The organism is Acinetobacter sp. ACNIH1 (assembly GCF_002934695.1).
Lineage (GTDB): Bacteria > Pseudomonadota > Gammaproteobacteria > Pseudomonadales > Moraxellaceae > Acinetobacter > Acinetobacter variabilis.
This window is the reverse complement of sequence record NZ_CP026420.1, coordinates 1,486,955-1,507,264: the sequence shown is the minus strand read 5'-3', so window position 1 is coordinate 1,507,264 and position 20,310 is coordinate 1,486,955. Positions and strand designations below refer to the sequence as shown.

The window sequence follows — 20,310 nt, the reverse complement described above, 5'->3', positions numbered from 1 at the left end:
TCAATCTGTAACGACTGCATAAAAATAACGAAATAGCACCAGATCATCGTGATAGTATAAGCTTCATGTTGTTTAGACTTTAAAGCTATATACATGTTCCAACAAGAAATTTCCCAACTTAATTTACCCAAGCTCAAGGCAGGCGAGAAACGCTGGTTAGGCAATCTGCAAGGCTCGTCTACTGCATTATTGCTGAAAGAAATTATCAAGCAGCAACAATCGCGTCTATTTGTTATTGTTGCGCGTAATAACCAGCATTTGGGTCAACTGGAAAGTGAACTGGAATTTTATGGGATTAAACCGACCATATTTCCAGATTGGGAAATTTTGCCTTATGACCGTCTGTCACCGCATCAGGATATCGTCTCCGAACGTCTGGCAATTTTATCTAATATGCCCCAAAGCGGCGTATTGTTGCTGGCAGCTTCTACATTGGCACAGCGTGTTGCACCTACTTCATGGGTGCTGGGTGAACACTTCGATATTCGAGTCGGGCAAAAGCTGGATCTGGAACAGCAAAAGAAAAAACTGATTCAGGCTGGTTATCATCTGGTCGACACCGTTTATGATCATGGTGAATTTGCAGTTCGCGGTAGCATTATCGATATATATGCTTCAGGTCAGGATGCACCAATCCGGATTGACCTGTTCGATGATGAAATTGAAACCCTGAAATTTTTTGATCCGGAAACGCAACGTACTACGCAAACTCTAGAACAATTTACCGTATTACCTGCACAAGAATTTCCACTGAAGGAGGGTCGTGCTACTTTCCGTGACCGTTATGCAGAATTTTTCCCCACAGCTAATCCAAAGAAAAATCCAATTTATCAGGATGTAATGGATGGCATTGCTTCACCGGGAATTGAGTTCTACCTGCCTTTATTCTTTAGTCATGAAGCGATGCAAGGGCAAAGTACCTTAATTTCATACTTACCAAAGAATGGCATTGTCATTACAGATAAGGCGTTGGAGCAGAGTTTAGAACAGTTCTGGCAGGACGTAACTCGCCGTTATGAAGATCGCCGTCATAATATTGATCAGCCGATTCTGCCGCCTGAAACACTGTTCTGTCCGACCAATCAGCTTTTAGAACAGCTAAATCAGTTTAGTCGCATCATTGCGGCACAAGAAGCTTTTGATGAGAAAGCCGGCGTGATTAATCTGGATACCCAGTTACCACCACGCTTGCCTGTTGATCCAAAACGTGAAAAGCCCTTTACCGAAGTCAAAAAATATATTGATGCGGCCGATCATCCGGTTTTACTGGTTGCTGAAAGTGCCGGTCGTCGTGAAACCTTAAAAGATGCGCTGCGCCCAAGTCTGGGCGATATTCCGACCGTAGAAAACTTTGATGCTTTTGTCGATTCTCTGCATGCGATTGCGATTACCAGTGCACCATTGGAACGTGGTCTTGTTCTGACAAATCGGATCAGTGTGATCTCGGAAAATCAGCTTTACGAACATCGTGTGGTCCAACGTCGTCGCAAGCGTCAGCAGGAAGTATCAGAAGAATTCCTGATCCGCAGTCTGACCGAGCTAAGCATTGGTGCACCAGTGGTACACATTGATTATGGTGTGGGACGTTATGCAGGCCTAATTACTTTAAGTATCGATGATCAGGATCATGAATTTCTGCAACTGGACTATGCTGAAGGCGCTAAAGTCTATGTCCCGGTGACTAACCTGCATCTGATCAGCCGCTATAGTGGTGGCGATCCAGATCTAGCACCTTTACATAAACTGGGTACAGATGCTTGGAATAAAGCCAAGCGTAAAGCTTTGGAACAGATTCATGATGTCGCAGCCGAGTTATTACATATTCAGGCACGTCGTTCATCTAAGCCGGGGATCAGTTTTGAGGTTGATCAAAGTCTGTATATGCAGTTTGCTAGCGGCTTTGCTTATGAAGAAACACCGGATCAGGCCAATGCGATTGAAGCCACACTATATGATATGCAACTTGCAAAACCAATGGACCGTCTGGTCTGTGGTGATGTCGGTTTTGGTAAAACTGAAGTCGCCATGCGGGCAGCCTTTGTCGCGGTACAAAATAATCGCCAGGTTGCGGTATTAGTACCCACTACTTTGCTGGCACAGCAGCATTATGAATCTTTCAAAGACCGTTTTGCGGATTGGCCAGTACGCATTGAAGTGCTTTCCCGTTTCGGTTCTTCTAAAGCTCATACCAAAACCATTGAAGACCTAGCAGATGGCAAAGTCGATATTGTCATCGGCACCCATAAGCTTTTACAGGAAAATGTCCAGTTCCATAATCTGGGGCTGATGATTGTTGATGAAGAACATCGTTTCGGGGTGCGTGATAAAGAACGTATTAAGGCCTTGCGTGCCGATGTGGATATGCTGACTCTTACCGCAACACCAATTCCACGTACCTTGAATATGGCCTTTAGCGGAATGCGTGATCTGTCGATTATCGCGACGCCACCAGCACGCCGTCTGGCTGTAAAAACTTTTGTGCAGGAACATACCAGCGACACCATTCGGGAGGCGATTCTGCGTGAATTACTGCGTGGTGGTCAGGTCTATTTCCTGCATAATGAAGTCGATACCATTGACCGTGCTGCAGAAAATATCCGGAATCTGGTGCCGGAAGCACGTGTCATTGTGGCCCATGGGCAAATGCGTGAGCGTGAACTGGAGCAGGTGATGCAGCAGTTCTATCACAAGGAATACAATGTTCTGGTGTGCTCGACCATTATTGAGACCGGGATTGATGTACCTAATGCCAATACTATTATTATTGAGCGGGCAGACAAGCTCGGTCTTGCACAGTTACACCAGTTGCGTGGCCGGGTTGGGCGTTCGCATCACCAGGCTTATGCCTATCTGTTAGTGCCATCCCTAAAAGCCTTGAAAGGTGATGCAGAAAAACGTCTGGAAGCGATTCAACGTGCCTCGACTTTGGGTGCAGGCTTTATGCTGGCCACCGAAGATCTGGAAATTCGCGGTGCAGGTGAACTTCTAGGTGAGCAGCAAAGTGGTTCGATGCAGGCGATCGGCTATAGCCTGTATATGGAAATGCTGGAAAAGGCGACTAAAGCGATTCAAAAAGGTAAAACGCCGAATTTTGATGCGCCACTGTCTTTAACTGCGGAAATCAACCTGCATATGCCAGCCCTGATTCCGGACGATTATCTGGGTGATGTACATCAGCGCTTGCTGTTCTATAAACGCATCAGTAATACTGATACTCAGGAAAAACTCGATAATATCCGTATGGAACTGATTGACCGTTTTGGCATTCCGCCGCAACCGGTGAAACAATTATTTGCTGTGCATCAGCTACGTCTTAAAGCCGAGCAATTGAGCATTACCAAAATTGACATTGGTGGGCAGGGTGGCCATATCGAATTTTCACCAGATACACCAGTTCAAGCCATGAGTATTATCCAGATGATGCAGAAACATCCGACATATTTCAGGATGGAAGGCGGCCAGCGATTGAAAGTGATGGTGATGCTGGAAGATTATCAAAAACGAATCCAGTTCATCAGCGATTTACTGGATAGCCTATTAAAAGAGCTAAATTAATATTTTTAGATTTCATGGAATATGAATATTCACACTATATTTCATTTTTATATATATAGTGTGAATATCAGCTTGTTTTCATATGAAATTATTTAAGCTAATAGTTTGCCGTTTTGTCCTTCACAATTCATACAAAATTGCCCTAAAGCGCCCGCTTACAATACTCAGCCGCAATTGTATATGGTAGTATTAGCCATCATTCTAATTTTGCATCATTTATAAAGATATGTTTAGTTTGCATCCACAACTTGCTCAAGATACGTTTTTTGTAGGCGACTTTCCTTTATCAACATGTCGTTTGATGAATGATATGCAATTTCCGTGGTTGATTCTGGTTCCGCGTGTACCAGGCATTACCGAATTATATGAATTGAGCCAAGCTGACCAAGAGCAGTTTTTACGTGAATCAAGCTGGTTATCTAGCCAGTTAGCGCGTGTATTCCGTGCCGACAAAATGAATGTCGCAGCTTTGGGCAATATGGTGCCACAACTGCATTTTCATCATGTGGTTCGTTATCAAAACGATGTGGCATGGCCTAAGCCGGTATGGGGCACTCCAGCAGTTCCTTATAGCAGTGAAGTATTGGCACATATGCGTCAAACCTTGATGCTGGCTTTACGCGGTCAAGGGGATATGCCATTTGACTGGCGTATGGACTAAGCGTTGACATACATTTTATGGTCCATTCAGGATTTTGGACTTTAAGAGAGTAATTGAGTGCAATTAGACGACTGGATTCATCAGGAACCAAAACAGTTTGAATATTTCCATCGGATGATGGGATATATCATGCTGTCTCTGGTTCTGATCGTCTATCACTACACGGAACCGGACACCAATTACCAGATTTTTGTTCCGTTATTTCTGGCACTGGTTTTGGTGATCACACCGAAATTATCCCGGTGGATGATTTATAAATATGACTATAATTTAAAACGTAATTTCTTCTTTGTTCTAGATGTGATTATCGTATCGGTTGTACTTGCAGCTGTGCATCTGGATCTGGTGTTGTCTCTACTGGCAGTAGTTACATTGCTGTATACCGCCATTAATAACAAGATTTCATTCATGATGGTGTCACTGGCTGGCCTGATTGGCACCATGATCTTTTATCTGTCTACCATTGGCATTTTTGGATTTACCAGCTATTTCAGTCCAACCAGTACCGAACTCACCGTACTAGGTTTCATCTGTCTGATTACTTATTTTGGTGTTGGAAATTTCTATCAAAGCGGTCGTATGCAATATATGACCCAGAAGAAAAACCATTATTTCGACCAGATGAACCGTTATATGGAATTCGCCAATCAGCTCAGCCGTTATGCGCCAGTGCAGTTATGGCAATCCATCATGAAAGGCGAATCTGAAGCTAAGATCGAATACAAACGTAAAAAACTCACGATTTTCTTTTCGGATATTCAGGGATTTACAGAGCTTTCTGAAACTCTGATTCCGGATGATTTGGCTTTCCTGTTGAATGACTATTTAAGCCATATGACTGAAATCGCCAAGAAATATGAAGCAACAGTCGATAAGTTCATGGGTGATGCCATCCTGATCTTCTTTGGCGATCCGCATTCAGATGGTGTAGAGCAGGATGCTAAAAACTGTCTGGAAATGGCAATTTCAATGCGTCAGCAAATGAAATTGTTACGCGAACGCTGGATTAAAATGGGTTATCCGCCATTACATATCCGTATGGGGATTTCAACCGGTTATTGCCACGTGGGGAACTATGGTGCCAATCACCGTATGGCCTATACTATTGTTGGTCGTGATGCCAATCTGGCTGCACGCTTACAAAGTGCTGCGGAAGTTGATGAAATCCTGATTTCTGAAGATACCCATAACCTGATCAAAAATGACTATCTATGTGCACCTAAAGAGCCAATTTTCCTGAAAGGGATTAAGGCGCCGGTTCGCACTTGGCAAGTGATGGAAAAATATGCCTTCCAGAAAGTTGAATATCAGCGCTGGTTTGATTATCAATATAAAGGTTTTCATTTACTGTTAAATCTGGATGAAGTGCAAAACTATGATTATCCAGAGTTATTGCATGTACTGGAGAAAATGATTAAACGCATTCAAACCCAGCAGCAACTGACCAACTCTCAAGGAATTGTGAAATTAAAACTTGAAGATGAAGTGATTGAACCTTTATCTGCTGAAGAAGCATTTCGAGCAGCTGAACAATCAAAAGTCATCTAATTTTTATGATTTAAATAAATGATAAAGACCATAAAAAAACCACGCCTAAGCGTGGTTTTTTGATTTCAGAATCTTAGTGATTTTCTGAAGCATGATTAATGGTATATTTTGGAATTTCAACTTCCAGATCTTCATCCACAATCTTCACTTGGCAAGACAGACGGGAATCAGGCTCTAAACCCCAAGCACGATCGAGCAGATCAGCTTCGACATCATTCATTTCTTCAAGGCTGTCGAAACCGCGACGAACAATTACGTGGCAAGTGGTACATGCACATGACATATCACACGCATGTTCAATCTTGATTCCGTTTTTCAGCATGCTTTCACATAGATTGGCATCTTGTTCAACTTCAAACTCAGCGCCTTCAGGGCAAATTTGCGCATGTGGAAGAACTTTAATACGTGGCATAGTCTTTACCTTAAATTAGTTTGAGTTTGACCAATCGTCGAGTTTAGTGCCTTTAAGGGCAGCATCAATATGTTGATTCATGCGCAGAGCAGCAAACGCATCACTATGTATTTTAAGCTGTTCTACTGCAGATTCAATGGCTTTGATATCTGTACCTTGTAGCTCGGACTCAAGTCGTGCTTGCGCAGCAGTCAGTTCTGCCAATTGCTGTTCATTCATCAATTGAGCATCTACTTTCAGTGCCTGAACCAGTGCTTCAAGTTCACGTTGTGCTTCCACCTTGGTTTCCTGCAGATGACGAAGGTTTTTGTCTTCTTCAGCAAACTGATAACCTTCTAACAGCAGACGTTCAGTATCTTCACTCGACAAGCCATAAGATGGTTTGATATCGATTTGTGCCGTCACACCTGAAGTCATTTCTTTGGCAGAAACGGTCAACAAGCCATCTGCATCCACTTGGAAAGTCACTTCAATGCGTGCCTGACCTGCGGTCATTGGCGGAATGCCATGCAGTACAAAACGGCCCAAGCTACGACAATGTTCTACTAGATCACGTTCACCTTGAACTACGTGAATCAGCATAGCGGTTTGGCCATCCTGATAGGTCGTAAATTCCTGGCGGCGTGCGACTGGAATCGCGGTATTGCGTGAAATCAGACGCTCAACCAGACCGCCCATGGTTTCCAGACCAAGAGAAAGTGGAGTCACATCTAATAATAATGATCCATCTTTGCTGTTGCCAATGAGCTGATTCGCTGTAATTGAAGCACCAATCGCAACCACTTCATCCGGGTTAATGGTGCATAGAGGCTCTTGGTTAAACACATCACGTACTGCTTTTTGCACGGCGTACGAGCGGGTAGAACCACCTACAAGCACCACATTCTGAATATCATCAAGTTCCAGCTTGGCATCACGCATGACACGCTTACAAACGCTGATGGTTTTATCCAAAGCAACCTTGATGATTTCTTCAAAAGTCGGGCGATCTAAAGTCAGGCTTTGATCAAGCAGCTTTAATTCAACTGAGTCTGTATCAGATAATGCTTCTTTAGCTTTACGCGCAGCAGTAATGAAATGCGCATATTCAGCATCATCTAGGGTTTCGATATTAAGCTGTTTTTTAGCCCATTTTAAAATCAGACGATCCAGATCGTCACCACCTAGAGCAGTATGGCCCCCAGTCGCCAATACTTCGAACACACCTTGAGAGAAACGCAGAATGGATACGTCAAAGGTACCGCCGCCCAAGTCATAGATCACATAGTTGCGATCTGTGCTCAAGTTAGTTTCCTGATCCAGTCCATAAGCTACCGCAGCAGCCGTTGGTTCATTCAATAAACGCAGAACGTTTAAACCGGCCAGTTGCGCAGCATCACGTGTTGCCTGGCGTTGTGCTTCATCGAAATACGCAGGAACCGTAATCACGGCACCATTAATCTCATTTTTTAAGCTGGCTTCAGCACGTTCTTTAAGCTGCTTTAAAATTTCCGCAGAAATCTCAACTGGCGTTTTACGTCCTTGCGCAGTTTCAAATGCCGGCATTTCATTCGCTTCGCCCACCAAGGCATAAGGATGCTGGAATTTAATATCTGCTTGGGAGCGACCCATAAAACGTTTTACGGATACAATCGTATTTTTAGGATCGGTGGTAATAAAAGGTTTGGCATCATTGCCATATTCAGTGCTTTGTGCTGCATAATGAACGATAGAAGGAAGTAACACACGACCTTGTTCATCTTTGAGTACTTTGGCTTGACCTGAAAGAACCGTGGCAACCAAAGAGTGGGTGGTGCCTAAATCGATACCAATCGCAATGCGGTGTTCATGTGGTGCACTTGATTGACCTGGTTCTGCAATCTGCAAGAGAGCCATAGTGTTACATCCTTTGCACGTTAAAATTAAATAGAAAAATTAAAATTCATCATCAAGATCAAAGCTGTCATCATCTAGGAAACGGTCTTCCGCTTTGTCGATGTCTGCCATGACTTTAACAAAGAAACGCAGTTTACGCACGGTATCGCGAGCTTCACTCCAGTCTTCATCTTCATAGTCGATTTTGAACTCACGAACCAGACCATCAATCCATTGCTGAACTTCAACTTTCAGAGAAGAAAGATCTTCAGCCGATGAAGCTTCATCTAATTGTTCGCGAATTTCCAGCGCATCCTGAAGAAATTCAAAATCGCTAATAGACTGATCCAGATGATAGTCCTGTTTTTTTAAAGACAGTAAATAAGCTGCACGGCTATCAACCGCTGACAAAGCCTTGAATGCCTGATTGATCTCGCTTGATTTAATCAAAGCCTGATCTTTATCTTCAGCTTTATCGGGGTGATATTGTTGCTGCAACTTTAAAAACTCTGCTTTTAAAGTGGCTAAATCAATATCGAGTGCTACAGGAAGATTGAACAACTCAAAATGATTCATGGGAGATAGAGTCCGCGATTAATATGCAAAAATGATTAAGCTTGATGACAATTAAAATAACTGCCTAAATGCAATTAAAACAGTGTATTTCACACTGTTTTAATGCTGAAAAAAGAGAATTATTGCTGCAATCAGACAGTGAATGACTCACCACAACCACATTCGCCTTTTTTATTTGGATTGTTAAATTCGAAGCCTTCGTTCAAGCCGTTTTTTACGTAGTCCATTTCTAGACCTTCGAGATACACCAGACTTTTTGGATCTACGAAAACTTTAACACCAAACTGTTCAAAGACCTGGTCATGAGTATCGACTTCGTCGACAAACTCAAGAACATAAGCAAGACCAGAACAGCCTGAAGTTTTCACACCAACACGAATGCCTTCACCCTTACCGCGACTTTTGAGGTAATTGCTGATATGAGTTGCTGCATTTTCAGTTAAGTGGATCATGAAAACTCCGTGAATCTTTCTTCAAAAAACGAATGATTAAGCTTTAGACTTCTTGTTGCGGTAGTCTTCAACAGCCGCTTTAATTGCATCTTCAGCCAGTACAGAGCAGTGTACTTTTACTGGTGGAAGAGCCAATTCATTTGCGATATCAATGTTTTTGATCGCTTGTGCTTGGTCTAAGGTTTTACCTTTTAACCATTCAGTCACTAATGAACTTGATGCAATTGCAGAACCGCAACCATAAGTTTTAAAACGTGCTTCTTCAATCACGCCTTCATCATTTACTTGGATCTGTAAACGCATTACGTCACCACAAGCAGGTGCACCGACCATACCAGTACCAACGTTTTCTGCATTTTTGTCTAAAACACCAACGTTACGTGGGTTTTCGTAATGATCAATTACTTTTTCGCTATAAGCCATGTTGCTTCTCCAAAACTCGGGGTCAGCCTTAATATAAATATGGGGATTAAAAATTTTTTATCAATGAGATAGCAGTGTAAATACAGCTATCTCAGAGTCAAAAATTAGTGCTCAGCCCATTCAACTGTAGAAAGGTCGATACCTTCTTTGTACATATCCCAAAGCGGAGAAAGTTCACGTAATTTCTCAACAGCAGCTTTAGTGATATTTAAAACGTGATCGATATCTTCTTCAGTGGTGTACTTACCAAAGCTGAAGCGAATCGAACTGTGTGCAAGCTCATCAGAAAGACCTAATGCACGAAGTACATAAGATGGTTCAAGTGTTGCAGATGTACATGCTGAACCTGAAGATACCGCTGCATCTTTCAGTGCCATCATCAATGATTCACCTTCAACAAAGTTGAAACTTACGTTTAAGTAGTTTGCAACGTTTTGAGTTGGGTGACCGTTCAAGAATACCTGTTCAAGATCTTGTAAGCCATTCCAAAGCTTGTCACGAAGTACACGTAAACGAGCTTGTTCAGACTGTAAATTTTTGCCTGCAAGTTCAAATGCTTCACCCATACCAACGATCTGGTGAGTTGCAAGAGTACCTGAACGCATACCACGTTCATGACCGCCACCATGCATTTGTGCTTTTAGACGTACACGTGGTGAACGACGTACGAACAGGGCACCAATACCTTTAGGACCATAGATTTTATGTGCAGAGAAGCTCATCAAATCGACTTTCAATTGAGAAAGATCGATTTCAACTTTACCCGCAGCCTGTGCAGCATCAACGTGGAAGAAAATCTTTTTCGCGCGGGTGATTTCACCAATCGCAGCAACATCAGTTGTCGTACCGATTTCGTTGTTTACCATCATCAGGGAAACAAGAATGGTATCCGGACGAATCGCTGCTTCAACCATTTCTGGGGTAATTAAGCCAGTTTTTGGTTGCGGCTCAAGATAAGTAATCTCAAAACCTTCAGACTCTAGCTCACGACAAGTATCCAAAATTGCTTTATGTTCAATTTTAGAAGTGATGATGTGTTTGCCTTTAGATGCATAGAACTGAGCCACACCTTTTAATGCAAGGTTGTCAGATTCAGTTGCACCTGAAGTCCATACGATTTCACGCGGATCAGCTTTTACTAAATTCGCCACTTGTTCACGGGCGTATTCAACTTTTTCTTCCGCTTGCCAGCCATAAGCATGTGAACGAGATGCTGCATTACCGAAGGTGCCTTCGAAAGTTAAGCATTCCATCATACGTTCTGCAACTTGAGGATCTACCGGAGTTGTTGCTGCATAGTCAAGATAAATCGGACGTTTCATGTCAAATACCTGTAACCGATAAAAGGGCTGAATCAATGTTTGCTGAATTTTGGCGTAATGACACGGTTTGAACGTTGTCACGGGCTACAAGGTCAGCAAGGGTGATTTTTGCGAGATAATCGGCAATGTGGTGGGAGAGTTCTTGCCATAAATCATGAGTCAAGCACATCGCGCCATTTTGGCAGTTGCCTTTATGGTCACAGCGAGTCGCATCGACTGTTTCGTTTACAGCTTCAATAATTGCTAACACAGTAATTTCATCTGCGCTGCGTGCTAAATGGTATCCACCATTGGCACCGCGAACACTCGAAACTAGACCATGACGTTTTAGTTTCGCAAATAACTGCTCGAGATAGGCAACAGAAATAGTTTGACGTGCTGCAATTTCAGCAAGCGTGATCGTTTGTTCAGATGGCTGCAAAGCTAAATCAAGTAGAGCAGTCACTGCGTAGCGACCGCGAGTGGTTAGGCGCATGATTCGATACACATGGTTAGACTAGATGTGTAGATTTTATGAATCCCGACTAAATTAGTCAAGTTATTTTTGTGAATGGCGAGCGTATTTAATTTTCTGAAAATGAAAGAATTACGCGCTGATCCAATTATACACTAATAACGCAATCAAAAGTACTGTGATTATACTAAAGACCATATTGATCCGCTTTTGACGGCGTTCCATACGTTTAATGCGGTTGCGATACTGTTTAACTTCAACTTGCAGGCTATTAATTTTAGAACGTTGATCTTCAATTTTCTTTAATAAAGGCGCAATACGTTTTCTTGATGAAACAATATCGGTCTCATCTGCTGGTGGTTCAGATAACCAGTGCTTCCAGTCGGACAATACTTTAGGTAAGGCAAATAAAGTCAGTAAATCCCGGAACTCGTCTTTTAAAACCTGATTACCGTCAATACGCATCGCACGAATGCTTCTGCGATTACCAAAGATAAAGATCTTAATCAGATCCATTAAAGTGGTACGAACATCCAGATCAATAACTCTGCCTGGTGCTTTATAGTCAAATAACAGCCCGTCTTTGGTAAATTGAACATAGAAATCAAAATAGGGAATATAACTATTGATTTTTATTGTAATATTCTCATCTACAAACTTCTTCGCCTGAAGAGCAACAACACGGTCATGTTTGAGAATGAACGTGAATATTGTTTCTAAAACGATCAAAGTCATCGTAAGCAACAAATGTGGTTGATTTTGACTTTGTTGCGATTCACTCATATATAAAACCAATCCTTACCTGAAAATTAAAATGAAAAAGCATCCTGCTGAGTAAAAGATTTCAGGGTTAAATCAAATTAGACTTGAAATAAAGTGCTTTGTAGAACAGTTTAGCAAATCTATCAAGCCCTTAATTTGCTATTATGCGGTGATTTTGTAGATAATTTTATGATATTTGCATAGAAAATAAGCAGGAGTCGTGTACATGGATAAAACAAAAACGACACAAGATACAGATCAGGAATTGATTGAAAAACCAGTGAAGAGTAAGTCAAAGTCTGCTTCAGAGCGACGTTCAATGCTGGACTTTCGTAAATATACCAAGCAGATCTGGTTGGCTGGTCTTGGGGCATTTTCCCGGGCAGAGGAAGAAGGCAATAAACTGTTTGACTCGCTGGTCAAGGTCGGAGAAGAGCTAGAATCCAAAACAGTCGATATTGCAGATCAAACTGTGGAAAAAGTCTCCGAAAAAGCACGCGAATCTGTGACAGATACCAAAGATAAGGTTGAAAAACTGATCGACAACTCTGTTCATCATTCCTTGAATCGTATAGGATTAGTCACACTGAAGGATGTACAACATTTGGAGCGTTTAATTCTTCAGTTGCATGCCAAGGTTGATGAATTGACCTTGCAGCAAGAAAAAATACAGAAAGAATTATCGGAAAAAATACACACAAAATGATTTTCTTCATAATTCAATGTTTTTTTCGCATATATTTTGAAAAAAAAGAGGTTTATAAGTATTGCGTTTATACCTAAAGCATTGCTATAAAGGCGTTATGGTAGTTTAAACAAATTCTTGGACCTTAAATAAACGATATTAAGAGGACGTAGTTTTCATGAATAAATCAGAATTAATTGATGCAATTGCAGAGAAAGGGGGATTATCTAAGGCTGACGCAGGTAAAGCTTTAGATGCTACAATTGCTTCTGTTACTGAAGCTTTAAAAGCGGGTGATACAGTAACTCTAGTTGGTTTCGGTACTTTCGGCGTTAAAGAGCGTGCTGCACGTACTGGCCGTAATCCACAAACTGGTGCTACTCTTGAAATTAAAGCAAGCAAAGTACCTAGCTTCAAAGCAGGTAAAGGCTTAAAAGACGCTGTTGCTTAAGCTGCTTCAATCCTAAAACGCGCCTTCTTTGGCGCGTTTTTTATTGATAGATTTAATTGTTTTGATTAACACATTCATTCAATGGGTTTTTTCGGTTAAAATCCTCTGCAAATAAAATATTGGAATACTTATGGAATCTTTTCGTAAAGTTATTAAGGGTTGGTTGGGCAAGGTCTTGCTCGTTCTGTTTTTAACCCCTTTAGCGCTTGTAGGTATTGAAGGATATTTTAGCGGCGGGAATTCTGATGCAGCAAAATCAGTCAATGGAACTGATATCTCTAAACAAGAATTAGAGTCACTGACAAAATCATTCAAACAACAATACTTAAGTTATGCCAATGGTGATGAAACCTTATTAAATCAAAGCTTCATCGATCAAAAAGCGATGGATACTCTGGTTGCGCGTACCTTGCTCTTGCAACAGGCTGAAAAACTGGGGATTAGCCTGAGTGACCAGCAAATTGCACAAATGATTTCACAGCAGCCTTCTTTTCAGGAGAATGGCAAATTTTCTAATGCTTTATATGAAAATTACCTGAAATCAATTGGCATGACCAACAATGCTTTAGTAGAAAGTTTACGTAAAGACCATGCATTGAAAATGCTGTCTTCTACTTTTATGGATTATCCACTAGTTAGTCCGGTTGAAATGCAGCAAATTGCAGATCTGCAAACTGAACAGCGTCATATTCATATCGCTAGCGTGAATCTGGACAGCTATAAAAAAGCAGTAAAAGTATCAGAAGCTGATATTGCAGCATATTATGAAAAGCACAAATCCCAATTCAAGCAACCAAGTAGCGTTGATGTGGATTATGTGGTGATCAAGCCGAGCAATATTGATACTGCCAATGTAGCGGTCACTGATGCAGAATTGCAGGAAGCCTATAATAAATTTGTGGCTGACCAGAAGCAGAATGTAAAACCAGAGGTTAAACATATTCTGGTGACTGCAGATAGTCGTAGCGATGCTGAGGCCAAAAAATTGGCAAGCGAAATTGCAGCTAAAATCAAAGCCGGTACCACTTTTGCACAAGCAGCAGCTCAATACTCTGAGGATCCTGAATCTAAATCTAAAGGCGGTGCTATTGCTGTCTATGAAAAAGGCGTGTTCGGTACTACATTTGATCAGACTGTTGCATCCTTAAAATCTGGTCAAGTTTCAGCGCCTGTTAAAACAGATTATGGCTACCATATTATTTCAGTCCAATTGCCTGATGTAGCAGTTCCATCTTTTGAATCTCAAAAAGCACGTTTATCTGAAGAAGTATTGGCAGCGAAAAAATCTAATGCATTCTCTGATACGGTAAACAGTCTGAATGACATGGTCGTAAGTGCGGACTCGCTAGATGTCGTTGCTCAGGAAGTGAAGGGTATTCAGGTTCAGAAAGCAAATGGTGTGACACTTGCGACACGTGATCCATTGCTAAGTGATGCAGCTGTCAAAATTAAACTGTTTAATGATGACGTGAAAAATGGCGACCGTAATGCATCTTCAAGCATTCAGTTAGCCAATGGTGATGTGGCTTGGGTAAAAGTTCGCAATTATCATGCAGCGGGTGAGCAGACACTGGCAGAAGCTAAACCAGCAGTAAAAGCGGAACTGATTCAAGATAAAGCATTTGCTGCGGCCAAAGCTGAAGTTCAAACTGCATTGAATGAGTTTAAAACCAAGCCTGCAGCATCCGTTGCGAAAGGTAAACTGGTATTTGAAGATGCAGGCATCTATACACGCGCAGAAGGTCTGCTTAAGCGTGATGTACAACGTGCAGCATTTAGCGTGCCAGCGCCTAAAGCAGGTCACTGGTCAGTAACGACAGTAAATATGCCAAATGAATTGGTGGTTGTGGCAGTTTCTGAAGTGAAGAAAAATCCGATCGATGTTTTAAGTGCAGAGCAACGTAGTGAGCTGGTGAAATTGTATCAACAGCTTCGTGGTCAACAAGAATTTGATGATTATACGCGTTACTTAAAATCTCACGCAAAAATCAAATAAGATTCGCTTTTAAAAAACCAGCCTACGGGCTGGTTTTTTATTTTCTTAAGTAAGAAATAATATCCAAAATAAGAAGAGAGCATATAACTCTCTTCTGAAATCCGGTCATTTTATTCCGCTCTAAAAATTAGCTCATAACCTGTATATTTACGGATATTAATCACACCAGTATCCAGAATCAGATATTGGCCTTTAATCCCTTGTAGTTTGCCTCGGATCACTGGAGTTTTATCTAAATTGTGAGATTTGATTTTTTCTGGATATTGCTCTATCGGATAGATGAACTCACGTGGTAATTCCTTATCCAAAACTTCAATATTCTCATTAAACTGCAAATTCTGATTAAACTCTTCACGGATAGTTTGGATTTTCGGTGCAAATTCTTCAATCAGCTGATCGCGAACCTCAATCAGATTTAAAGGTTCCGCTTCACTTTTGAGTAATTTACGCCAGTCGGTTTTATCTGCGACCTGAGTACCAAACATCACTTCCAGTTTACCGGAAAGACGGCGAGAACCCACTTTCATGATAGGAAGGGCTTGAGTTGCACCCTGATCCAGCCAGCGAGTCGGCATTTGATTGATCCGGGTAATTCCGACTTTCAATGCACTAGAATTGGCCAGATAAACAATATGTGGCTGGAAGCAGACATTCTGTGCAAACTCATCTTCCCGGCAAGTGCCTAAATGATAATGGCAGGTTTCCGGTTTCATGATACACATATCACATGAAGCTTTAGTTTTAAAACATTTAAAACAGTGGCCTTGTGAGAATGATTTAGAAGTTTTTTTGCCGCAAGAAACACAATAGATATTTCCTGTCCATTCAATCTCGATTTCCTGACCTAACTGGAATGGAAGGTTAATTTCTGATCCATCTAATATTAATTTGTATTCAACATTTGCCCGCTGGGTATTTTGATCAGTTACACTAAGGTCTGTAAGACCGACGTGCATTTTATGGCAAATGCCCTGAAGTTCCATAAAAAATTACTCACTTAAATCATAAGGATGCAGTCATGGCTGAACAGAATGTCATCACTTCAATGCTAGACGATTTCGCCAAGGAACAGCCAATTCATACTGCTATTTGTATCGGGCAGGATTTGACCCAATCTCAGTTTCAGCAATCTATTCAATGGCACTATTTTAACGTATCTGAGGTTTTAAATCTGCCTTTTCAACAGCGTTATGACCTGGCAGTAATGATGCTGGACACTCCTGAAACCTTAGCATTGTCAGAACAGCAGAAGAGTCAAATTCTGGTTAAAATGCGTGATTTATTTGCAAAACGTCTGGTTGTGGTGAGTCGCTTGCAGGATGAAAAACTGCTCAGGTCTCTAGGTCTGACCCAGTTGATTGACAAGACAGTTCATGAGGCAGATTTTGCACTCTGGCAATTCAATATTTTGACTTATAAACATGTGCCAGACTGGTTTAACTCTAAATTCTGGGCTAACCCTGAAAACTGGGATAAATATCGCTGGTAAAATTGGAAAGCTAGGAAGGACTTATATCAGTATTGCAAATATTAACAAAATCCTGCATGGAAAATATAAGCCCAGACTCTATTCTGTAGAGAAGGCGTATACAGGAATGAGTTATGACCAATCTTAGTAGTATTGTGGAAATGCTGGCCAAGCAAGCCTTGGGAAATAACCAGTCGCAATCCCAGCAGCGTTCATCCCAGCAAGGGGGATTGGCAGATATTCTGGGATCAGTATTGGGTCATATCAATAATGCCAGTCAGCAAAACCAGAATCCAAATCAGCAGCATCAAAACTCACAACAGCAAAACAAGCAAAATGGTCTAGGTGCAATTTTAGGTTCTGTACTCAGTCAGCTCGGAGGTGGGAGCCAATCTTCCGCTCGACCGAGTTCTGGACCGGGTGGCAGTTCAACGACAAAGACTTTATTGATTGCTGTCTTGCCCCTGGTCTTGGCCTGGATTCAGAAACAGGGCGGTTTGCAAGGAGCCTTGGACAAACTCAAAGGACAAGGTTTAAATAGCCAGGTCGATGACTGGGTCTCTACTGGCCCGGGTGAAAATGCCAATGTTGATCCGCAGCAGGTACAAAACCTGTTTGATGACCAGGAAGTAGAACAGGTCGCAGAACAGACCCATGTGCCTAAACAGGATGTCTATAGCGCCATTTCTCAGGTCTTGCCGCAGATTATTGATTCACTGACACCACAAGGTGAGCAAACCAGCAAGCAGGAAGCCAATAATGATATTCAGAATGTATTGAATATGGTCTCAGGCTTGTTTAAAAAATAAATAAATCTATCCAATAAAAAATCCCGACTTTTAGCCGGGATTTTTTCTATTGAATTCTTTAAGCTTCTTCCAGATTCAAGCTAAAGAGTCGGTTGGATTTACAGATCTTCTTGGCCACATAATGCGATTTTCTAAGACGGATTAAAATAATCTGAGACTGAAATTCCAGTTCGCCAAATTCAGGTTCGACCTGAACATAATGCAATTGACCATACTCATCCCGAACTCGCGCTTGGGCAGAAAAACCGGGACGGGCATTGCCGCTCGAAATTGTGGCTAAACGGCCTAGCAGGTTTACATCATTCTTTTTATATTTAGGTGGAATAACCTGATCCAGACAATGAATCATAAATACGGTAAAGAAAATCGCAATGATCAATGCCGGTAGAATGATGTAATAGGCAGGTAAGAAATGATATTCCTGTGAATAGATCAGAAACTGAAGAAAATAGCCGGAAAAGCTAAAATTCATCAGGAAGAAAAAAACAATCAGGGTTTTGGAAAATTTGACATTTAGCCATTCAACATTCTGAAAGTCATATGGAGAAATGCGTTCCAGGAGTTGACTGGGTTTAAGCTTAAAATAGAAGGCAACTGTTTTTGCCACGCCAAGCAGAATGATGAACAATAAACTGAGATGAAATGGCATCAGGTTATAGTCAAGTAAAAACTCAGGCATGGCAAAATCCGTTTTAGCTATTATTCTGAAAGATAAATTCCGCCATCAGAATGCACGGTAATATCAACTTTTTCAAGTGATTGGCCTTGACAAGGTCCAGAAATACATTCACCGCTTTCGACTACGAACAGCGCGCCATGAGTAGAGCATTCAATAAATTCCTGATCACGGTCCAGAAACTGGTTTTCCAGAAATTCCAGTTCTACCTGTAAATGTGGACAAATATTTTGGTAAGCATAAAACGAACCATCACGCTGGGTAATAAAAATTGTATCCCCATTCGGAAGTTCAAAAGAGCGTGCTTCACGCTCTGGAATATCGTCAGTCATGCAAATTTTAAACATTAAGCACATTCCTTAAGAACATCTTTTAATAATGCGGTGTATTCTGAAACCGCCAGTCGTGGCCCAAATTGCGCTACCACTTGACTAGACACCAAAATTGCCAGTTCTGCTGCTGTTTTTAAGCCAAGACCCGCATTAAGCGCATATAAAAAAGCACCCGCGAAAGCATCGCCAGCCCCATTGGCATCCACTGCAGTTACAGCACGGCCCGGCACAGTAAAGGTTTCACCATTATTGGAAATAAGCGCACCATCAGCTGACATTGTAATGACAACGTATTGACTTAATTCCTTGAGTTTAGCCAGAGCTGCTTCGATGGTATCTGTTTCGGTATACATCAATGCTTCTTGCTGGTTGCAGAACAAGAGATCAACGCCATCTGCAATCATTTCATCCAGACCGGCACGGGCATATTGCACCATGGCAGGATCAGAAAGGGTAAATGCGATTTTAACCCCATTGGCTCTGGCAATTTCACGCGCCTGTTTTACGGCCTGACGTGCTGTTTCTGAAGTGGACAGATAACCTTCGATATAGAGCCATTTAGCAGTTGTTAAAGGCTGGAAGTCAATCTGTTCATCTGTCAGTTCAGCAGTAATACCTAAATAGGTATGCATGGTACGTTCAGAATCTGGGCTGACCAGAACCATACAGGTGCCGGTTACGCCTTCACTAATCGATTGGGTTGTAGTTTTAATGCCAGCTTCATTTAAGCCATGCAGATAGATATGACCCAAATCATCATTACCGACACGGCAGGCATAGAATGCAGAGCCGCCCAAAGCTGCAAATGCAACTGTAGTATTGGCTGCTGAACCGCCTGAAGCCTGACCTTTATAAGTTTGAGTTGCTTTTAAGTTTTGATACAGAGTAGCCTGAGCTTCACCATCCGCAAGTTGCATGGTGCCTTTTTGCAAGTGATGTGCAGTTAAAAACTCATCAGAAACTTTAAATTCCTGGTCAATCAGCGCATTGCCAATCGCAAAAAGGTCAACAGTAGACATATCCAAATATCACATTAAAAATGAAAGTGCTAAGTTTACACGATTGCTCGGGTTTGCTGTAGTTCACTGAAACATTTTCAGAATACTTTAAAAAATACTGTAACTTATTCAGCTTGAATCTTTGGTCTAAGAATTGGTTTATTTTTAAACGGTAGCGAGTGCAGCCATTGATTTAAAGGTTGGATTTTATTTATAAGATTAGAGTACCAAGCAGTTATACTGGTGCGACATTTGAACAATCATCTAAAACAGTGTGGGTATATGGATATTAAGATTGTAACAGCCGAGCAGCTCCCTGATCAGATTGACACTTTAGCGACACTGGCGCGTAAAGAAGGTTATGACCTGATTGATAAGTTAATTGAAGAATACCGCACTGGAAAAAACTGTTTCAGTCAAAATAATGAATTTCTGGCCTGTGCCTATGATGGCAATAAACTGATTGCCTGTGGCGGCTTAAACCAGCAATGGGGCGATAACGGCATTGAAGAAAGAATTGGCCGGGTACGTCGCTTCTATGTGCATCCAAAATATCGTCAACATGGTGTAGGTAAGCAGCTTCTGGCTTATCTGGAGCAGTTGGCACGACCATTTTATTCAGCACTTTGTTTACAGACCGATACCAAACTGGCCGCCAGTTTCTATCAAAAACAGAACTATGTCTTTGTTGAAAACCACCCGAGTTATAACTATTTCAAGTATATGATCTAGAGATCATTGCCAAACCTGATCATTTAAAAATCAGATGATCAGGTTTACTTAATTCGATCAAAATCCTCGGTTTTCTGCGTGAATAATTCAAACAACTACAGCTATAATGCGAATAATAATTTTTTAATTTAAGCATTAGGAGAT

21 protein-coding genes are annotated in these 20,310 nt (G+C 41.5%); 9 read left to right on the top strand and 12 right to left on the bottom strand.

What is annotated here, in order from left to right; translation table 11 throughout:
• Positions 1-93: 93 nt before the first annotated feature.
• From mfd to C3F22_RS07420, 3 genes are all read left to right on the top strand, one after another.
• Positions 94-3,555: a transcription-repair coupling factor gene (gene mfd, locus C3F22_RS07430; RefSeq protein WP_104426173.1), complete on the top strand. Its 3,462-nt coding sequence runs from the start codon at positions 94-96 to the stop codon at positions 3,553-3,555.
• Positions 3,556-3,781: 226 nt separating this feature from the next.
• Positions 3,782-4,216 carry an HIT domain-containing protein gene (locus C3F22_RS07425; RefSeq protein ID WP_004786072.1) on the top strand — a complete coding sequence of 145 codons (435 nt, stop codon included), beginning with the start codon at positions 3,782-3,784 and terminating at the stop codon, positions 4,214-4,216.
• A 57-nt stretch (positions 4,217-4,273) separates the two neighbouring features.
• On the top strand, positions 4,274-5,764 hold the full coding sequence (locus tag C3F22_RS07420) for an adenylate/guanylate cyclase domain-containing protein (protein ID WP_104426172.1): 1,491 nt from the start codon (positions 4,274-4,276) through the stop codon (positions 5,762-5,764).
• 73 nt (positions 5,765-5,837) lie between these two features.
• On the opposite strand, the gene fdx is transcribed toward C3F22_RS07420, so the two are convergent.
• The 8 genes from fdx to C3F22_RS07380 all read right to left on the bottom strand — a co-directional run bounded on the left by fdx (position 5,838) and on the right by C3F22_RS07380 (position 12,040).
• Positions 5,838-6,176, bottom strand: a complete 339-nt coding sequence (gene fdx, locus C3F22_RS07415) for an ISC system 2Fe-2S type ferredoxin (protein ID WP_034702567.1) — start codon at positions 6,174-6,176, stop codon at positions 5,838-5,840.
• A gap of 15 nt (positions 6,177-6,191) precedes the next feature.
• Positions 6,192-8,051, bottom strand: coding sequence for a Fe-S protein assembly chaperone HscA (hscA, locus tag C3F22_RS07410; RefSeq protein WP_104426171.1), 1,860 nt, complete (start codon positions 8,049-8,051; stop codon positions 6,192-6,194).
• Between the two features lie 39 nt (positions 8,052-8,090).
• Complete coding sequence (gene hscB, locus C3F22_RS07405) at positions 8,091-8,606, bottom strand: Fe-S protein assembly co-chaperone HscB (RefSeq protein ID WP_104426170.1); 516 nt, start codon at positions 8,604-8,606, stop codon at positions 8,091-8,093.
• A gap of 131 nt (positions 8,607-8,737) precedes the next feature.
• Complete coding sequence (gene iscA / locus C3F22_RS07400) at positions 8,738-9,058, bottom strand: iron-sulfur cluster assembly protein IscA (RefSeq protein WP_004786063.1); 321 nt, start codon at positions 9,056-9,058, stop codon at positions 8,738-8,740.
• A gap of 36 nt (positions 9,059-9,094) precedes the next feature.
• A complete protein-coding gene (gene iscU, locus C3F22_RS07395) occupies positions 9,095-9,481 on the bottom strand; it encodes a Fe-S cluster assembly scaffold IscU (RefSeq protein ID WP_004786061.1) in 387 nt (128 codons plus the stop codon).
• A gap of 104 nt (positions 9,482-9,585) precedes the next feature.
• Positions 9,586-10,803, bottom strand: a complete 1,218-nt coding sequence (locus tag C3F22_RS07390; RefSeq protein ID WP_104426169.1) for an IscS subfamily cysteine desulfurase — start codon at positions 10,801-10,803, stop codon at positions 9,586-9,588.
• Position 10,804: 1 nt separating this feature from the next.
• Positions 10,805-11,278: an Rrf2 family transcriptional regulator gene (locus C3F22_RS07385; RefSeq protein WP_004786058.1), complete on the bottom strand. Its 474-nt coding sequence runs from the start codon at positions 11,276-11,278 to the stop codon at positions 10,805-10,807.
• Between the two features lie 111 nt (positions 11,279-11,389).
• On the bottom strand, positions 11,390-12,040 hold the full coding sequence (locus C3F22_RS07380) for a hypothetical protein (protein WP_104426168.1): 651 nt from the start codon (positions 12,038-12,040) through the stop codon (positions 11,390-11,392).
• 205 nt (positions 12,041-12,245) lie between these two features.
• Here C3F22_RS07380 and C3F22_RS07375 point away from each other — a divergent pair, with 205 nt between their 5' ends.
• The 3 genes from C3F22_RS07375 to C3F22_RS07365 all read left to right on the top strand — a co-directional run bounded on the left by C3F22_RS07375 (position 12,246) and on the right by C3F22_RS07365 (position 15,151).
• The gene (locus tag C3F22_RS07375; RefSeq protein ID WP_034170344.1) at positions 12,246-12,725 is read left to right on the top strand and encodes a phasin family protein; all 480 of its coding nucleotides are present in this window, start codon (positions 12,246-12,248) and stop codon (positions 12,723-12,725) included.
• A 157-nt stretch (positions 12,726-12,882) separates the two neighbouring features.
• The gene (locus C3F22_RS07370; RefSeq protein WP_004786051.1) at positions 12,883-13,155 is read left to right on the top strand and encodes an HU family DNA-binding protein; all 273 of its coding nucleotides are present in this window, start codon (positions 12,883-12,885) and stop codon (positions 13,153-13,155) included.
• A 130-nt stretch (positions 13,156-13,285) separates the two neighbouring features.
• Positions 13,286-15,151 carry a SurA N-terminal domain-containing protein gene (locus tag C3F22_RS07365; protein WP_104426167.1) on the top strand — a complete coding sequence of 622 codons (1,866 nt, stop codon included), beginning with the start codon at positions 13,286-13,288 and terminating at the stop codon, positions 15,149-15,151.
• A 110-nt stretch (positions 15,152-15,261) separates the two neighbouring features.
• Here C3F22_RS07365 and C3F22_RS07360 read toward each other — a convergent pair whose 3' ends face one another.
• Entirely contained in the window at positions 15,262-16,134 is an 873-nt protein-coding gene (locus tag C3F22_RS07360; protein ID WP_104426166.1) for a DUF2797 domain-containing protein, read from the bottom strand.
• A 35-nt stretch (positions 16,135-16,169) separates the two neighbouring features.
• Here C3F22_RS07360 and C3F22_RS07355 point away from each other — a divergent pair, with 35 nt between their 5' ends.
• Both C3F22_RS07355 and C3F22_RS07350 read left to right on the top strand, forming a co-directional pair.
• Complete coding sequence (locus C3F22_RS07355) at positions 16,170-16,640, top strand: DUF6231 family protein (protein WP_104426165.1); 471 nt, start codon at positions 16,170-16,172, stop codon at positions 16,638-16,640.
• Between the two features lie 113 nt (positions 16,641-16,753).
• Positions 16,754-17,428 (top strand): YidB family protein, encoded by a 675-nt coding sequence (locus C3F22_RS07350; RefSeq protein WP_104426164.1) that lies wholly within the window; start codon positions 16,754-16,756, stop codon positions 17,426-17,428.
• A 58-nt stretch (positions 17,429-17,486) separates the two neighbouring features.
• On the opposite strand, the gene C3F22_RS07345 is transcribed toward C3F22_RS07350, so the two are convergent.
• The 3 genes from C3F22_RS07345 to C3F22_RS07335 are packed head-to-tail and all read right to left on the bottom strand — an operon-like array spanning position 17,487 to position 19,455.
• Complete coding sequence (locus tag C3F22_RS07345) at positions 17,487-18,107, bottom strand: OB-fold-containig protein (RefSeq protein ID WP_034702547.1); 621 nt, start codon at positions 18,105-18,107, stop codon at positions 17,487-17,489.
• A gap of 20 nt (positions 18,108-18,127) precedes the next feature.
• Positions 18,128-18,436, bottom strand: a complete 309-nt coding sequence (locus C3F22_RS07340; RefSeq protein ID WP_373684488.1) for a Rieske (2Fe-2S) protein — start codon at positions 18,434-18,436, stop codon at positions 18,128-18,130.
• A 14-nt stretch (positions 18,437-18,450) separates the two neighbouring features.
• The gene (locus tag C3F22_RS07335; protein WP_104426163.1) at positions 18,451-19,455 is read right to left on the bottom strand and encodes an adenosine kinase; all 1,005 of its coding nucleotides are present in this window, start codon (positions 19,453-19,455) and stop codon (positions 18,451-18,453) included.
• A gap of 261 nt (positions 19,456-19,716) precedes the next feature.
• Here C3F22_RS07335 and C3F22_RS07330 point away from each other — a divergent pair, with 261 nt between their 5' ends.
• On the top strand, positions 19,717-20,166 hold the full coding sequence (locus C3F22_RS07330) for a GNAT family N-acetyltransferase (protein WP_034170350.1): 450 nt from the start codon (positions 19,717-19,719) through the stop codon (positions 20,164-20,166).
• Positions 20,167-20,310: the final 144 nt, after the last annotated feature.

Coding starts and splice junctions, on each gene's coding strand:
- mfd (WP_104426173.1), top strand. CDS start 94: ATGTTCCAACAAGAAATTTCCCAACTTAATTTACCCAAGCTCAAGGCA.
- C3F22_RS07425 (WP_004786072.1), top strand. CDS start 3,782: ATGTTTAGTTTGCATCCACAACTTGCTCAAGATACGTTTTTTGTAGGC.
- fdx (WP_034702567.1), bottom strand. CDS start 6,176: ATGCCACGTATTAAAGTTCTTCCACATGCGCAAATTTGCCCTGAAGGC.
- hscA (WP_104426171.1), bottom strand. CDS start 8,051: ATGGCTCTCTTGCAGATTGCAGAACCAGGTCAATCAAGTGCACCACAT.
- hscB (WP_104426170.1), bottom strand. CDS start 8,606: ATGAATCATTTTGAGTTGTTCAATCTTCCTGTAGCACTCGATATTGAT.
- iscA (WP_004786063.1), bottom strand. CDS start 9,058: ATGATCCACTTAACTGAAAATGCAGCAACTCATATCAGCAATTACCTC.
- iscU (WP_004786061.1), bottom strand. CDS start 9,481: ATGGCTTATAGCGAAAAAGTAATTGATCATTACGAAAACCCACGTAAC.
- C3F22_RS07390 (WP_104426169.1), bottom strand. CDS start 10,803: ATGAAACGTCCGATTTATCTTGACTATGCAGCAACAACTCCGGTAGAT.
- C3F22_RS07385 (WP_004786058.1), bottom strand. CDS start 11,278: ATGCGCCTAACCACTCGCGGTCGCTACGCAGTGACTGCTCTACTTGAT.
- C3F22_RS07380 (WP_104426168.1), bottom strand. CDS start 12,040: ATGAGTGAATCGCAACAAAGTCAAAATCAACCACATTTGTTGCTTACG.
- C3F22_RS07375 (WP_034170344.1), top strand. CDS start 12,246: ATGGATAAAACAAAAACGACACAAGATACAGATCAGGAATTGATTGAA.
- C3F22_RS07370 (WP_004786051.1), top strand. CDS start 12,883: ATGAATAAATCAGAATTAATTGATGCAATTGCAGAGAAAGGGGGATTA.
- C3F22_RS07365 (WP_104426167.1), top strand. CDS start 13,286: ATGGAATCTTTTCGTAAAGTTATTAAGGGTTGGTTGGGCAAGGTCTTG.
- C3F22_RS07360 (WP_104426166.1), bottom strand. CDS start 16,134: ATGGAACTTCAGGGCATTTGCCATAAAATGCACGTCGGTCTTACAGAC.
- C3F22_RS07355 (WP_104426165.1), top strand. CDS start 16,170: ATGGCTGAACAGAATGTCATCACTTCAATGCTAGACGATTTCGCCAAG.
- C3F22_RS07350 (WP_104426164.1), top strand. CDS start 16,754: ATGACCAATCTTAGTAGTATTGTGGAAATGCTGGCCAAGCAAGCCTTG.
- C3F22_RS07345 (WP_034702547.1), bottom strand. CDS start 18,107: ATGCCTGAGTTTTTACTTGACTATAACCTGATGCCATTTCATCTCAGT.
- C3F22_RS07340 (WP_373684488.1), bottom strand. CDS start 18,436: ATGACTGACGATATTCCAGAGCGTGAAGCACGCTCTTTTGAACTTCCG.
- C3F22_RS07335 (WP_104426163.1), bottom strand. CDS start 19,455: ATGTCTACTGTTGACCTTTTTGCGATTGGCAATGCGCTGATTGACCAG.
- C3F22_RS07330 (WP_034170350.1), top strand. CDS start 19,717: ATGGATATTAAGATTGTAACAGCCGAGCAGCTCCCTGATCAGATTGAC.